General features: G+C 73.8%; 9 protein-coding genes. 3 read left to right on the forward strand and 6 right to left on the reverse strand.

Annotated elements, in window-relative coordinates; translation table 11 throughout:
* Positions 1-185 precede the first annotated feature (185 nt).
* Genes BIU94_RS15370 through BIU94_RS15380 form a run of 3 tightly spaced genes read right to left on the reverse strand, consistent with a single transcriptional unit; the run spans position 186 to position 4,956 of the window.
* Entirely contained in the window at positions 186-1,154 is a 969-nt protein-coding gene (locus BIU94_RS15370; RefSeq protein ID WP_071262691.1) for an NAD(P)-dependent oxidoreductase, read from the reverse strand.
* The gene (locus BIU94_RS15375; RefSeq protein WP_254784827.1) at positions 1,151-3,868 is read right to left on the reverse strand and encodes an alpha/beta fold hydrolase; all 2,718 of its coding nucleotides are present in this window, start codon (positions 3,866-3,868) and stop codon (positions 1,151-1,153) included. The genes BIU94_RS15370 and BIU94_RS15375 overlap by 4 nt, the downstream gene beginning before the upstream one ends.
* On the reverse strand, positions 3,865-4,956 hold the full coding sequence (locus BIU94_RS15380; RefSeq protein ID WP_254784834.1) for a 3-oxoacyl-ACP synthase III: 1,092 nt from the start codon (positions 4,954-4,956) through the stop codon (positions 3,865-3,867). The genes BIU94_RS15375 and BIU94_RS15380 overlap by 4 nt, the downstream gene beginning before the upstream one ends.
* A 140-nt stretch (positions 4,957-5,096) precedes the next feature.
* Here BIU94_RS15380 and BIU94_RS15385 point away from each other — a divergent pair, with 140 nt between their 5' ends.
* Positions 5,097-9,155, forward strand: coding sequence for an Ig-like domain-containing protein (locus tag BIU94_RS15385; RefSeq protein ID WP_071262692.1), 4,059 nt, complete (start codon positions 5,097-5,099; stop codon positions 9,153-9,155).
* A 77-nt stretch (positions 9,156-9,232) separates the two neighbouring features.
* Here the strand turns inward: BIU94_RS15385 and BIU94_RS15390 are convergent, their stop codons facing one another.
* On the reverse strand, positions 9,233-10,426 hold the full coding sequence (locus tag BIU94_RS15390; protein WP_071262693.1) for a RimK family alpha-L-glutamate ligase: 1,194 nt from the start codon (positions 10,424-10,426) through the stop codon (positions 9,233-9,235).
* A 66-nt stretch (positions 10,427-10,492) separates the two neighbouring features.
* Here BIU94_RS15390 and BIU94_RS15395 point away from each other — a divergent pair, with 66 nt between their 5' ends.
* The gene (locus BIU94_RS15395) at positions 10,493-10,975 is read left to right on the forward strand and encodes a RimK/LysX family protein (protein ID WP_071262694.1); all 483 of its coding nucleotides are present in this window, start codon (positions 10,493-10,495) and stop codon (positions 10,973-10,975) included.
* Positions 10,976-11,475: 500 nt separating this feature from the next.
* Here BIU94_RS15395 and BIU94_RS15400 read toward each other — a convergent pair whose 3' ends face one another.
* Together BIU94_RS15400 and BIU94_RS15405 are read right to left on the reverse strand one after the other, a co-directional pair.
* Positions 11,476-12,372, reverse strand: coding sequence for an alpha/beta hydrolase family protein (locus BIU94_RS15400; RefSeq protein WP_071262695.1), 897 nt, complete (start codon positions 12,370-12,372; stop codon positions 11,476-11,478).
* Between the two features lie 155 nt (positions 12,373-12,527).
* The gene (locus BIU94_RS15405; RefSeq protein WP_071262696.1) at positions 12,528-13,091 is read right to left on the reverse strand and encodes a TetR/AcrR family transcriptional regulator; all 564 of its coding nucleotides are present in this window, start codon (positions 13,089-13,091) and stop codon (positions 12,528-12,530) included.
* A gap of 23 nt (positions 13,092-13,114) precedes the next feature.
* On the opposite strand from BIU94_RS15405, the gene BIU94_RS15410 reads away from it, so the two are divergent.
* Positions 13,115-14,299 carry an MFS transporter gene (locus tag BIU94_RS15410; protein WP_071262697.1) on the forward strand — a complete coding sequence of 395 codons (1,185 nt, stop codon included), beginning with the start codon at positions 13,115-13,117 and terminating at the stop codon, positions 14,297-14,299.
* Positions 14,300-14,378: the final 79 nt, after the last annotated feature.

Here is a 14,378-nt window from a genome sequence, read left to right on the forward strand (position 1 = left end):
CGGGCGGCGCTGCGTCGGGCGGCGCTGAGCCGGGCGCGCTGAGCCGGGCGCGCTGTGCCCCGACGACATCGTCGACGTCGCACGACGTCGATCTCGTCGCACCACGTCGCGACGCCCCACGGCCCACCCCGGCCAGCGCCCGGCCCGCCCGCGCCCGCCCGGCCCGCGCCCGGCCCGCCCCCGCGTCAGCGAGCCGCCGCGAGACGCGCCAGGCCCTCGTCGATCGTCACCGACGGCGTCCACCGCAGGTCGGCGCGGGTCCGACGCTGGTCGAACCAGTGCGCCGTCGACAGCTGCTCGGCCAGGAACCGGGTCATCGGCGGTTCGTCCTGCCCGGGTCGGACCCGCCAGACGACCTCGACGAGCGAGCCGGCGGCCCGTGCCACCGCGGCCGGCACGTGCCACCGCGGTGCCGGCACGCCCGAGGCGGTGCAGATCCCGGCGAGCAGGTCCGCGACGGGGCGCGGTTCGCCGTTCGTGACGACGTAGGCGTTCCCGTGCACCCGCTCGTCCGCCGCGCGGTCGAGCGCGGCGACCATCGCGGACGCCGCGTTGTCGACGTAGAGGGTGTCGATGAGCGCTGCACCGGAGTCGAGCAGCGGCAGCCGACCGGCCCGGGCCCGTTCGACGATGCGCCCGACGAGCTGGGTGTCCCCCGGCCCCCACACCAGGTGCGGCCGGACCGCGACCACTGCGAACCCCGCCGCGTCGGCCCCGAGTGCGAGCAGTTCCGCGGCGGCCTTGGTCCGGGCGTAGTCGCCCCGGGCCCGGGTCGGTTCCGCGGGACCCGCACCGGCGCCGGTGAGCGAGCTGCCTGTGTGCGCGACCGACGGCGACGACACGAAGACGAAGCGCTCGGCCCCGGCGTCGCGTGCCGCGTCGAGCAGCAGCCGGGTGCCGTCGACGTTGACCCGTCCGAACTCGGCCGGGTCGCCCGCGAGCGACACCTTCGCGGCGAGGTGCACCACGGCGTCGACGCCGACGACGGCGCGCGACAGGGCCGCGGCGTCCGCCATCGTGCCGGCGACGTCCTGTACGCCGGCGACGCCGGACGGACGGCGCTGGAAGGTCCGGACCTCGTGCCCGGCGTCCCGCACCGCCGCGGCGGTCGCCCGGCCGAGGAACCCGCTCGCCCCGGTGACGAGCACCCTCACGGTCGGACCATCCGCCCGCCGGCGAGGACCCGCTCCGCCCACCGCGACAGCCGTGCCCGGTCGACCTTCGAGTTGTGCCGGATGTCCGTGGGCAGCACCGGGACCGTCAGCACCGCGGCGAGCGGCACACCGGCGGCGGCACGCACCGCCGCGGCCAGCGCGGGCTCGGCGAGCGCGGGGCGGCGGGACCGGCGGCCGGCGCCGGAGCGCTCGACCACGGCCACGACCTGCTGGGTGCCGCGCGGCCCGATGCCGGCGACGCCGGCGCGCCCGACACCGCTGACGGACTCGATGCGCTGCTCCGGCCCGACCGGCGTCACGACGCCGTCGGCCGTGGTGAGCACGTGCTGCAGTCGTCCCTCGACCCAGAGCCGGCCCGACCCGTCGAGGTGTCCGACGTCGCCGGTGCGGTGCCCGCGCGGGTCCGCGACACCGAGCCGTGCGGTCCGGTTCGTCCGCCACAACCGGTCGTACCGGTCGCGGACGTGGGGCGCCGCGACGACGATCTCGCCGGTGACGCCGGGCTCGTCGGTCAGCGCACCGGTCGGCAGGCCGTCGGCGTCGAGCGGCGCGATCCGGACGCGCACGTTCGCCGCGGGGACGCCGACGCAGATGCCCTCCTGCGCCGAGGCGGCGGCGGACCGCACCCCGTCCAGGTCGACATCGGTCATGAGCAGCCCCTCGGTCATGCCGTAGGGCGTGTGCGCGCTCGCGTTCGGCATGAGCGCCGTCGCCGCGGCGAGCAGCGGCTCGGACACCGGTGCGCCGGCGGACAGGAACAGCCGGACCCGTCCGAGCGCGCGGTGGTCGTCGTCGGTGAGCGCCGGGGCCGTCGCGACGACGTTCGCCAGCGCGGCTGGCGACAGGAACACCACGGTCGCGTCCGCAGCGGCCACCGAGTCGGCGACGGCCCGGGCCGTCAGGGTCCGGGGAGCGGTGACGTCCATGTCCGGGGCGACCGAGCGCGCGCCGAGGGCGGGGCCGAGCAGCGCGAAGGGGGCGAACCCCGCGACGAGTCCGGTGCCGACCCCGATGTCGTACTGCGCCGCCAGGACGTCCCGCACCGCGCCGAGCTGTCCGTGCGTGTACACGACGCCCTTCGCGGGGCCGGTCGACCCCGAGGTGAAGAGCACCGCGGCGGGTGCTCCGGCGTCCGGTGCGGCCGGCAGCGTCGCCCCGCTCGCGAGCCGACGGGCGCCGCGTCGCGCCACGTCGACGAGGGTGTGCTCGACGCGCAGTGCGCGGCGTGCGGAGGCCGGCAGCGCGACGGTTGCGATGCGCCGCCCCGGCCACCCGAGCGCACGGGCCGCTCCGAGTCCGGGCAGCGCGCCGATGATCCACGCCGGCCGGGCGCCGCGCACCGCACGGGTCAGTCCGCGCAGTCCGAGCCCGGCGTCGGCGACGACGACGACCGCTCCGATGCGGACGCAGGCGTAGAGCACCGCGGTCAGGTCGGCACCCGGTGTGACGAGCAGCGAGACACGGTCGCCGCTGCGGACGCCCAGGTCCGCGAGTCCGGCCGCGATCTCGTCGACGCGGCGGGCGAGCAGCCGCCACGAGACCGTGCGGGGTCCGCCGGCCGCGGCCATCTCGACCAGGGCTGCGTCGTCGCTGTCGCGCAGCTCGTCGAGACGGCTCCACAGCGGGCGGCTCGCGTCCGCGTGCTGGTCGGGGGCGGACGGGAGGCCCGGGGTGGCGTCGTCGGGGACGCTCCCGTCCGGCAGGCCGTCGCCCAGCCAGTCGAGCACCGTGCCGGCGACGTCGGCGTCGTCGGGCAGCAGGTGGCCGGCGCCCTCGAAGCGGTGCACGTCGGCGTGCGGCAGCCGGGTGGTGAGGTCGTCGAGGTAGCGCTCGAGGAACACCGGGTCGCGGGGTCCCCAGAGCAGCAGCGCCGGGACCTCGAGCGCGGCGACGCCCGCGGCGATCCGGTCGAGCTCGGCGGCGCTCCGGTGGTCCGCGTCGACGGGGATGTCGGCGACGAAGCCGCCGATGCCGCCGCGGCGGGCCGCTCCGCGGTAGGGCGCCCGGTACGCGTCGGCCACGGCGCGCTCGAGCTTCGGGTGCGCGATGGCGAGGGTCGTCTCGAGGAACGCCGGCGTCACGACCGTGGCGCGGCCGAGCATGCCCGGCCCGAGCGCGAGGCGGAGGGGCGCCGGGATCGGCGCGTCGTCGGGCTGGTGCACGGCCGTGTTGCACGTGATCGCGGCCGCGAGGACCTCGGGGTGGTCGACGGCCCAGCCGAGCGACACGACGCCGCCCCAGTCGTGGCCGAGCGTGACGACGGGACCGGTCAGCCCGAGTTCGTCGGTCAGGGCGCCGAGGTCCGCGACGCGTTGCGCGAGCCCGCGCTCGACACCGCTGCGCTCCGAGAAGCCCATGTCGAGCTGGTCGACGGCGACCACGCGCCAAGCCGGACCGCCCGCGCGGGCGGTCTCGAGCGAGGCGCGGAGCACCGACCGCCACAGGTACGACCACGTCGGGTTGCCGTGGACGCACAGGATGGTGCCGACCGGCTCCACGCCGAGCGCGGCCAGGGACCCGGCCGTGTCGAGGAGGTGCCAGGTGCGCGCGGCGCGATCCGTGCCTCCCAACCGCTCTTCGGACCACTCGGGGACCGTGACCAGACGCGACCAAGCCGGGTCGAGCCCGGGCAGGGAGGGCGGCTGCGTCGCCGGAGCGGTGCTCGCGGCGACGCGGGGCAGCCGCGACGTCACCAGTGCAGTTCCATCATCGCCGTGTTGATGCCCGAGCCGACGCCGCCGAGGAACACCCGGTCACCGCGACGGATGCCACCCGAGGCGACCTCGTCGGCCAGGGTGATCGGGATCGACGCGGGCCCGACGTTGCCGAACCGCTGGTACGTGGTGGGGACCTTGTCGCGCGGGATGCCGATGGCCTCGACGAACGCGTTCGTGTGCACGTCGGAGACCTGGTGCAGCACGTAGCGGTCCATGTTCGCCCAGTCGAAGTGGGCGCGGGCCTCGGTCCAGGCGGCGACGACGAGCTCCATGCCGCCCTTGAGCAGCATCTTCGCGTCCGTGAACATGCCGTCGACGCTGCCGACGCACAGGTCGTACCACTGGGTCGCCGCACGGGTGACCCCGCCGATGATCCGGTGTCCCTCGGGGTGCAGGTCGGCCGGGCCGAGCACGGCGGCCGCGGCGCCGGACCCGAGGGTCAGGCTCGCGAACTCGCTCATGAAGTCCTTGCGGTTCCGGCCGCCCTGGTTGAGGCGGTCGATCGTGTTGAGTTGCACCTGGTCGGCATCCTCGCCGTCGACCACCAGCGCGTACTTGATCTGCCCGGAGTCGATCATGCCGGCGGCGACGCTCATCGCGTTGACGAACCCGAGGCAGGCGTTCGCGATGTCGAAGTTGATCGCCGACGACGGCAGGCCGAGCCCGTGGTGCAACCGCACGGCGACGCTCGGCTCCAGGTGCGGGCGCGTCACCGACGTGTTGATGAGCAGCCCGATCTCGTCGGGACGGACACCGGCCTCGGCCATCGCGCGACGTCCGGCGTCGATCGCGGCGTCTTGGAAGGTCTGGTCCTCGCCCCAGTTGCGACGCTCGATGACCCCGGCCACGCGCTCGAGCAGCCCCATCGGCAGACGCAGACGACGGAGCACCCCGCGCAGGCGCTGCTCGATGTCCGCAGAGGTCGTCACGCGTTCGGCGGTGGTCGTCGCAACGGAGAGCAGCGACACGTTGTGGTGCTTCGCCGTGGCGTTGCCGGGCTGCTCGGGTTCGCTGCGCGGCGCTCGTCCACCGCTCACTGCCTGGTCGACCGGCCGTTCCGTCATGATCGTCACCGATACATACTTCCCCATCCGGGCTGTGTGCGCGATCCGGATGCGGTTCGGCGCAAGAACTCCTCATGATGCATTGCATCTGAAATACATATTGCATACGATGGCTTCGTCCACTTCTGATCGGAGCCCGCATGCCCTCGCGCACCACGTCCACCGCAGCCGCCGCCCTGCTCCTGGCCCTCGCGCCCCTCGCCGTCCCTGACATGGCAGCCGCGACCAGCGCCACGGTCGACGCACCGTCGAGCGACGAGCGCCCCGACGAGGTCGACGTCGAGTCCCCCGAGCAGCCGACGGACGAGCCCTCCGGCTCGCTCGTCCCGGCCGCCCCCGAGGAGACCGCGCCGCCGGAGGTCGTGGAGACCCCCGCGGCTCCTGAGGTCGAGCCGGCACCGACGCCCACGGCCACCCCGTCGGCGGAGGCCGCGGCTCCGCGCACACCGAGCGCCACCGCCACGCCGGACGCGGTCACCCCGAACGAGACGACCATCGACGTCCACGTCGAGGGACTCGCAGACGCGACCGGCAAGGCGGGCGACCTGTTCCAGAGCTCGATCTTCAACATCAAGAACGAGAGCGGCTTCACCATCCCCTCCCGCACCCTCGACATCCACTGGACCATCGACGGGCCGGCGACGTTCCCCACCTCACCCCGGCCGTACTCGGTGGCGAACTCGGGCACGGCGAACGTCGCGAACTGCACGTTCACCTCACCGAAGCAGACCGACTGCATCGGCGCGAACCCCCAGTCGATGGGCACCGGTGGGGCGAACTTCAACCACATCCGGGTCCCGGTCCGCGTCGATGACACCGCACTCCCCGGCGACGTCGTCAGCGTCCACGGGTACTTCGAGCCGAACGCCGCGACCGACTACGTCAACTCGAACCCGCTGACGTCGTCGACGTGGAAGATCACGATCCCCTTGACCGCCGCCGTCATCGACGCACCGGAGGCCCCGGTCGGCCCGACGCCCACGGTGATCGGCACGGGTGTCCCCGGCGGCACGGTCGACGTCACCGTCGGCGACCGGTCGCCGGTCGAGGTGCCGGTCAGCGACGACGGGACGTGGTCCCTCCCCGTCGCCGAGGCGCTGCCGCACGGCCCCGTCACCGTGACGGCCGTCCAGCACCGCAACGGCTTCACCGCCGAGCCGGCAACCGCCACCCTCGACGTCGACGCCATCGCACCCGAGGCACCGACCGTCGACGACCCCGGCACCCTCACCGACCCGACCGGCCCGATCACCGGCCGCTCCGAGCCCGGCACGACGATCATCGTGCGCGACGCCGACGGCACCGAGCTCGGCCGCGGTGAGACCGACCTCGACGGGGACTTCTCGGTCACCCTCGACGAACCCCTTGCCGAGGGGTCGCACGACCTCGAGGTCGTGGCGGCCGACCGCGTCGGCAACGAGTCCGACAGCACCCCGGCGACCGCGGTCGTCCCGGACACCACCGCACCGGACGCCCCGACGGTCGCGCGACAGGACCTCGCGACCCCGACCGGTCCGGTGCGCGGGAAGGCGGAGGCTGGCTCCACCGTCATCGTCCGTACCGAGGACGGCACCGAGCTCGGCCGCGGAGAGGCAGACGAGAACGGCGACTTCGCCGTCGAGCTCGACAGTCCCCTCGTCGAAGGCGACCACGACGTCGAGGTCGTCGCCCAGGACGACGAGGGCAACACCTCCGACCCGACGCCGGTGACCGTCACCGCTCCGGACGTCACCCCTCCGGACGCACCGATCAGCACGACCCCGGAGTACCTCGCCGACGGCACCGGTCCGTTCACCGGCGCCGCGGAGGCCGGCTCGACAGTGATCGTGCGGGACCTCGACGGCAAGGAGCTCGGCCGAGCAGAAGCCGACGAGAACGGCCAGTTCACGGTCGTGCTCGACGAGAAACTGTCCGACGGCGCCCATGCACTCGAGATCGTCGCCGAGGACGCCTCCGGCAACGTCTCGGTCGCCACCCCCATCACAGTGGACGTGGACGAGGACGCCCCGAACCCGCCGGTCGTCACCGGTCCGACGGACCTCGCGGACGGCACGGGTCCGATCACCGGAACCGCCGAGGCCGGCAGCACCGTCATCGTCCGCGACGAGAACGGGAAGGAACTCGGCCGCGGCACCGCAGACGACAACGGCGACTTCGAGATCGTCCTCGACGAACCCCTCCCCGAGGGCGAGCACGAGTTGGAGCTCGTCGCCGAGGACAAGGTCGGGAACACCTCGACCGTCACCCCGGTCACCGTCGACGTCGACACCGAAGCCCCTGAAAAGCCGGTCGTCACCAGCCCCGCCGACCTCGCCGACGGAACCGGACCCATCACCGGCACCGCGGAGGCTGGCTCGACCGTCATCGTCCGCGACGAAGACGGCACCGAACTCGGCCGCGGCACCGCGAACGACAACGGCGACTTCGAGATCGTCCTCGACGAACCCCTCCCCGAAGGCGAACACAACCTCGAGGTCGTCGCCGAGGACAAGGTCGGCAACACCTCCAAGCCGACCGAGACCACCGTCGACATCGACACCGAAGCCCCTGAAAAGCCGGTCGTCACCAGCCCCGCCGACCTCGCCGACGGCACGGGTCCGATCACCGGCACCGCAGAGGCTGGCTCGACCGTCATCGTCCGCGATGAAGACGGCACCGAACTCGGCCGCGGCACCGCCGACGAGAACGGCGACTTCACCATCGTCCTCGACGAACCCCTCACCGAGGGCGAACACAACCTCGAGCTCGTCGCCGAAGACAAGGTCGGCAACACCTCGAAGCCGACCGAGACCACCGTCGACATCGACACGAAGGCACCCGACAAGCCGGTCGTCACCAGCCCCACGGACCTCGCCGACGGCACGGGTCCGATCACCGGCACCGCAGAGGCCGGCGCCACCGTCATCGTCCGCGACGAAGACGGCACCGAACTCGGCCGCGGCACCGCAGACGACAACGGCGACTGGACTGTCGAACTCGACCGGCCCCTCACCGACGGCGACCACGAGCTCGAAGTCGTCGCGCAGGACAAGGTCGGCAACACCTCGAAGCCGACCGAGACCACCGTCGACATCGACACCGAGGCTCCGGAAAAGCCGGTCGTCACTAGCCCGTCCGATCTCGCGGACGGCACGGGTCCGATCACCGGCACCGCCGAGGCTGGCTCGACCGTCATCGTCCGCGACGAGGACGGGAAGGAACTCGGCCGCGGCACCGCAGACGACGACGGCGACTTCACCATCGTCCTCGACGAACCCCTCACCGAGGGCGAACACAACCTCGAGCTCGTCGCCGAAGACAAGGTCGGCAACACCTCGAAGCCGACCGAGACCACCGTCGACATCGACACGAAGGCACCCGACAAGCCGGTCGTCACCAGCCCCACGGACCTCGCCGACGGCACGGGTCCGATCACCGGCACCGCAGAGCCCGGCGCCACCGTCATCGTCCGCGACGAAGACGGCACCGAACTCGGCCGCGGCACCGCCGACGAGAACGGCGACTGGACGGTCGTCCTCGAACGGCCGCTCGCCGAAGGCGACCACAAACTCGAGGTCATCGCCCAGGACAAGATCGGCAACGTGTCCGACCCGACCGAGACCACCGTCGACATCGACACCGAAGCCCCCGGCGCTCCCGTGCTCAAGGCCTTCGACGACATCGTCGACGGCACCGGCGTGGTGCGCGGGACGGCCGAGCCGGGCTCGACGGTCGTCATCCGTGACGCCGACGGTCGGGAGATCGGCCGGGGCACCGCCGATGCGGAGGGGCACTTCGCCTTCCGCACGACCGTGCCGCTGGAACCGGGAGCGCACCTGCTCTCGGTGGTCGCGATCGACCGCGTCGGCAACGAGTCGCCGGGATCGAGCATGCTCGTCACGCTCGTGCCCGAACAGGACGGCGGGGACGGCGGGGACGGCGGGGACGGCGGGGACACCCTGCCCGAGATCACCACGCCCGTGGTGACCCTGCCCGGCACCGTCGCACCGCCGGTGGGCACCGGCAGCGTCGCGGCCACCGGCACGTCCGACCAGCGTCCGGCGCGGAGCACCGGACACGCCACTTCCGCTACGGCGGACGAGCTCGCCTTCACCGGCGTCGAGCTCGGCGGCTGGCTCGCCGCAGCACTGACGGCGCTTGGGCTCGGCGCGTTCCTGCGCCTGCTCGGCCGTCGCCGGCGCGACGACGTGCAGCACTGAACCACGGACGTCGGACGGCAGGCCCGGCTCGCGTTCCCCGACCCGGGGACGCGGGTCGGGCCTCCCGTCCGTCCGTCTCAGCTGTCCGTCTGCAGCGGCTCCTTCGGGAGCTTCCGCACCTTCGCGCGCCGCTTGCGGCGCTCCGGGATCATGGAGCGCATCTCCTCGAGCTTGCCGAAGCAGAGCAGGCGGTCACCGGACTCGAGCGCGACGCCGCTGCGCGGGTTCGGGATGACGTTCGAGCCACGGTGCAGCGTCAGGACCGTGATGTCCCGGTCCCAGAGCCCGGACTCCTTGATCGTCTTGCCGACGAGGTCCGCGTTGGTGTGCACGAGGAGCTCGGCGACGCCGTACCCGGTCGAGACGGAGAGGCGCTGCCGCACGTCGATCTCGGGGAACGCGACCTGGTTCGCGATGTAGTCGACGATGGCGCCGGCGATGTCGAGGCCGGTGGCGCGTTCGACGCCCTCGAGGCCCGGTGAGGAGTTGACCTCCATGACGAGCGGCCCGTCGTTGCCCTCGAGCATGTCGACGCCGGCGACCTTCAGACCCATGATCTGCGCCGACCGGACCGCGACGGCCTCGTACTCCGGCGACAGCGTGACCTTCTCGACGGTGCCGCCGCGGTGCACGTTCGACCGGAACTCGTCACCGGACGCGGTCCGGCGCATCGCCGCCACGACCCGGTCGCCGACGACGAGGGCCCGGATGTCGCGGCCGCGACTCTCCGAGATGAACGACTGGATGAGGACGTTCTGCTTCGTCGAGTGCAGGGTCTCGACGATCGACTCGGCGACCTTCGCCTCGGGGGCCAGGATCACGCCGATGCCCTGCGTGCCCTCGAGCAGCTTGATGACGACGGGTGCTCCCCCGACGCGCTCGATCGCTCCTCGGACGTCGGTGCGACCGGCCACGAAGGTCGTCGCCGGCATGCCGATGTCGTGCCGGGACAGGATCTGGTTCGCCCGGAGCTTGTCGCGGGAGTTCGTGATGCCGTTCGCCGTGTTCGGCGTGTAGACGTCCATCTGCTCGAACTGCCGCACCACCGCCGTGCCGTAGTACGTGATCGAGTTGCCGAGCCGGGGCAGCACGGCGTCGTAGTCGCTCAGGAGCTTGCCGCGGTAGAGCAGGTCCGGGTCCTCGCCGGACAGGTCGATCGCGAAGCGCAGCGTGTTGAGGACCTTGACCTCGTGACCGCGGTCGAGCGCCGCGGCGCGCAGGCGCTGGGTCGAGTAGGCCTGGGGTGCGCGCGACAGGATGGCGAGTTTCATCGGGGAGTGCTCCGCGGGAGGGGTTCGACGGCGACGCTCCATCCAAGCATGCGACAGGATGGGGTCATGTCCCGCACCCCGAGGTCCCCCGACGGCGGGCTCGTGGTCGCCGGCTGGCGCGAGTGGGCGGGACTCCCCGACCTCGGCGTCCCGTGGATCAAGGTGAAGCTCGACACCGGTGCGCGCACCTCTGCGCTGCACGCCTTCGACCTCGAGGAACTGCCCGACGACCGGGTCCGCTTCTCACTCCACCCCTGGCAGGACACCGACGCCGACGCGTCCACCGTCGAGTGCGCCGTGCACGACCGGCGGACCGTGCGGAGCTCGACCGGTCACACGCAGGAACGCATCGTCGTGCGCACCAGCATCACGCTGGCCGGGCGGGTCGTCGAGTCCGAGGTCACCCTGAGCAACCGCGACCAGATGGGCTTCCGGATGCTCATCGGCCGCGAGGCCCTGCGCCAGGGCTTCCTCGTCGACCCGGCCCGCTCGTTCATGGCCGGCCGTGCCCCGAAGGAGATCCGGCGGCGCAACCGCGGTCGCGCCTGACCGGGGCGGGCGGGGGCCTGCGGGCGCGGTCGCGGTGCGGTCGCCTGTTCGCGAGGGCGACAGAGTGCCGCGACTGTTCCGCGCGGATCTGTCGCTTCGGCGACAGGGTCTGGACCGGACGGGCGGGATCTGTCGCTTCGGCGGGGTGGACGGGCCACGCACCGGACGGGAGGCTCGACTTGCGTCCGGCAACGCGCCTCCCGTCCGCCGCCGCCTCCGAAAGCGACAGAACGCCGCAACTGTTCCGCGCGGATCTGTCGCTTCGCCGACAGGGTCCGGACCGGGCGGGCGGGATCTGTCGCTTCGGCGAGGTGGACGGGCCGGAGCCGGACGGGAGGCTCGACTCGCGTCCGGCAACGCGCCTCCCGCCCGCCGCCGCCCGCGAAAGCGACAGAACGCCGCAACTGTTCCGCGCGGATCTGTCGCCTCGGCGACAGGGTCGGGACCGGACGGGCGGGATCTGTCGCTTCGGCGGGATGGACGGGCCGGAGTCGGACGGGTCAGCGGCCGAGGTGCTCGCCGAGGAAGGCGAGCTGCTGCGGCGCCATGCGACGCCAGTAGCCGTGCGTGTGCGCGCCCGGCTCGAAGCCGCCGGCGGGAGGGGTCGTGAAGCCGTCGACGTAGGCGTGCACCGCGGGTGCGAACCCGTCGCCGTTGCCGCAGTCGACGCGGACCGCGACCCCGTCGAGCTCGCGCTGCCGGCCGAGGACGGTGTTCGCGCGGAAGTCGGCCGCGTCGTCGAAGGCGCCGCGGGCGGTGTCCCCGGCGGCGGTCCAGAGCGCGGGGCTGATCGCCGAGACGGCGCGGACGCGGTCTGCGCCGAGGGCCCCGGCGAGCCGGAGGGCGCCGTAGCCCCCCATCGAGTACCCGGTCAGGGCGAGCCGGTCGAGGTCGGCGCCCCGCCGGGCGATCAGGGGCAGGAACTCGTCGAGGATCATCACGGCGGGGTCGTCGCCGTCCGACCGGCGGTGCCAGTAGCGGTTGCCGCCGTCGACGGCGGCGATCGCGAACGGCGTTCCCCCGCCGGCGACGTGCGCGGCGAGGAACCGGTCCCAGCCGAGCGCCCTGCCGAAGAAGCTCCGGTGGTCGTCGCCGTAGCCGTGCAGGGCGACCGCGACGGGCAGCGGTGCGTCCGACTCGGGAGCGGCGATGGTCCAGCCGACGGTGCGGCCGCCCCGCGCCCGCGAGGTGAACGTGCCGGAGGTCGTCGGGACGGGTGCGACGTCGGGGATGCTGCCGGCGGAGCCGTTCAGGCCGAGGACCCGGTACATGCTGGTGCGGCCGGGCAGCAGGCCGTGGTCGACCGCCCCGGCGGTGGCGGCACCGCCCACGGCGACGGCCGCTCCGCCGATGAGCAGGGAGCGGCGGGTGACGGTCGCGGCGCGTGACCGGGTCATCCGGCGGCCACGTCGTCGTCGTGGGTCACGGGCGTCGTGACGCAGGTGCGGGTCGGTCGCATCCTCCGCACGGTAGCGAGTCCGCCGGCGGGGACACCCCGACGCGCCGGACCGGTGCGTGTGAGGACGTGCAGCAACGGTGGGGTGGCCGTCGCTCAGACCGCGGCGTCGACCAGCGCCGCGGCGACGGTCCTGGCGGTGTCGGAGTCGAGCGCCGGGTTGCGCAGACGCATGGCGAGGGAGCCGGACACGACGAGGAGCAGCTGCTCGGCGAGCACGCCGGCGCGGTCGCCGACGACCAGCTCGGCCGTGGCGGCGAGGCGCCGGCGGAGCGTGCCGGTCTCCTGGTCGAGGACCGCGTGCACCTCGGCGGGTGCGTCCACGTACTCCGCCGCGGTGCCGAGGAACGCGCACCACCGCGACCCCGCAGGCGTCGACCGGTAGTCGTCGAGGGCGTCGAACACGGCGAGCAGCCGCCCGCGGTCGTCGGGGGCCGCGGCGACCGCACGGTCCCAGGTGGCGAGCCAGTCGTCGTGGCGCCGACGGAGTGCGGCGGCGACGAGTGCCTCCTTGCTCGGGTACCCGCGGTAGAGGGTGGCCGCCGAGACGCCGGCGCGCTCGAGCACCGCGTCGATCGGGGTCGCCGCGATGCCGCGGGTGAAGAAGAGTTCCTCGGCCGCGTCCAGCAGCTTCTGCTCGGTTCCTGGACGCATCGGCATGAGAGCACCCTAGGCTCTGCAAAGTGAAACGATCGTTTTCGTTCGGACAGCTGTTCCTGGTCGGGAGCGGACTCGCCCTCGTCGCCGTGACCTACGGGCTGGTGCGTCTGGCGTACGGACTCTTCCTGCCCGACGTGCAGCGCGACCTCGGGCTGCGCTCGGACGCCGCAGGGTGGGTCTCGTCGGGGGCGTCGGCGCTGTACTGCGTCGGCGCGGTCGCCGGGTTCCTGTTCGCCGCGCGCGCTCCCCGGACGCTCGTGGCCCTGGCCGCCCTCGTCGCGGGCGCCGGCGCGGTCGCGATGGCGACGGCGACCGGACCGGTGCCGTTCGGGGTGGCCGCCGTGTTCGCGTCGACAGGCGCGGGGCTGGCGTCCCCGGCACTCGTGCAGCTCGTCGCGCGGGCGGTGCCCGAGCGGGCGCAGGACACCGCCCAGGCCGTCGTGAACTCGGGCACGGGGCCGGGCCTCGTCGCGGCAGGGGCGCTCGCACTCGTCCTGCTGCCCGACTGGCGCACCGCGTGGGCCTGGTCCGGGGTCGTCGCACTCATCGTCGGCGTCGCGCTGCTCGCCGCGTCCCGCGGGCCGGGGTCCGGCGACGGGGCCCCGGCGCCGGGTCGCACCTGGTTCGCGCAGCACCGCCGGGTCCTGGCGCTGGCGCTGCTCTTCGGCGCGGGGTCCGCGGTCGTCTGGACGTACGGCCGCTCGGTGCTGGTGGACGCCGGTGCGCCGGACGTCGTGTCGGTCTCGGCGTGGATCGCGCTCGGTGCCGGCGGGGCCGCGGTCGTCGTCACCGCACGGTGGACGAGCGGCCTCCGGGCCCGGGTGCTCTGGGCGGTCACCGCCGGCGCGGTCGCGGTCGCCGTCGTGACGCTCGGGACCGCCCCGCAGTCGACCCCGGTGGCGATCGCGGCGTGCGCCGTCTTCGGCTGGGGCTACACGGCGGCGACCGGGGCGCTGATCGCGTGGACCACCGAGATCGACGCCGACCGGTCCTCCGCCGGGACGTCGGTGCTGTTCGTGGCGCTCGTGCTCGGGCAGGCGGCCGGAGCTGCGACGGCGGGCGCGGTGCTCGCGGCGGTCGGTCCCGGCGGCACGTTCGTCGCCGGGGCGGCCGTCACCGCGGCGAGCGCCGTGCTCGCGGTGGTCGGCCGCCGCGCCGCCTCCGGCGCCCACGACCGGAGCGTTGCCCGGGAGCCGACCGCGCGGTAGCGTGACGGCGAACACCCTCGCCGGGGCCTCCCCGGGACGACGACACGACAGCGGAGTCATGGCAACGAAGCGCTGAGCC

Source organism: Curtobacterium sp. MMLR14_006, assembly GCF_001864985.1.
In the GTDB taxonomy this organism is placed as follows: domain Bacteria; phylum Actinomycetota; class Actinomycetes; order Actinomycetales; family Microbacteriaceae; genus Curtobacterium.

Coding starts and splice junctions, on each gene's coding strand:
- BIU94_RS15380 (WP_254784834.1), bottom strand. CDS start 4,956: ATGACGGAACGGCCGGTCGACCAGGCAGTGAGCGGTGGACGAGCGCCG.
- BIU94_RS15385 (WP_071262692.1), top strand. CDS start 5,097: ATGCCCTCGCGCACCACGTCCACCGCAGCCGCCGCCCTGCTCCTGGCC.
- BIU94_RS15390 (WP_071262693.1), bottom strand. CDS start 10,426: ATGAAACTCGCCATCCTGTCGCGCGCACCCCAGGCCTACTCGACCCAG.
- BIU94_RS15395 (WP_071262694.1), top strand. CDS start 10,493: ATGTCCCGCACCCCGAGGTCCCCCGACGGCGGGCTCGTGGTCGCCGGC.
- BIU94_RS15400 (WP_071262695.1), bottom strand. CDS start 12,372: ATGACCCGGTCACGCGCCGCGACCGTCACCCGCCGCTCCCTGCTCATC.
- BIU94_RS15405 (WP_071262696.1), bottom strand. CDS start 13,091: ATGCCGATGCGTCCAGGAACCGAGCAGAAGCTGCTGGACGCGGCCGAG.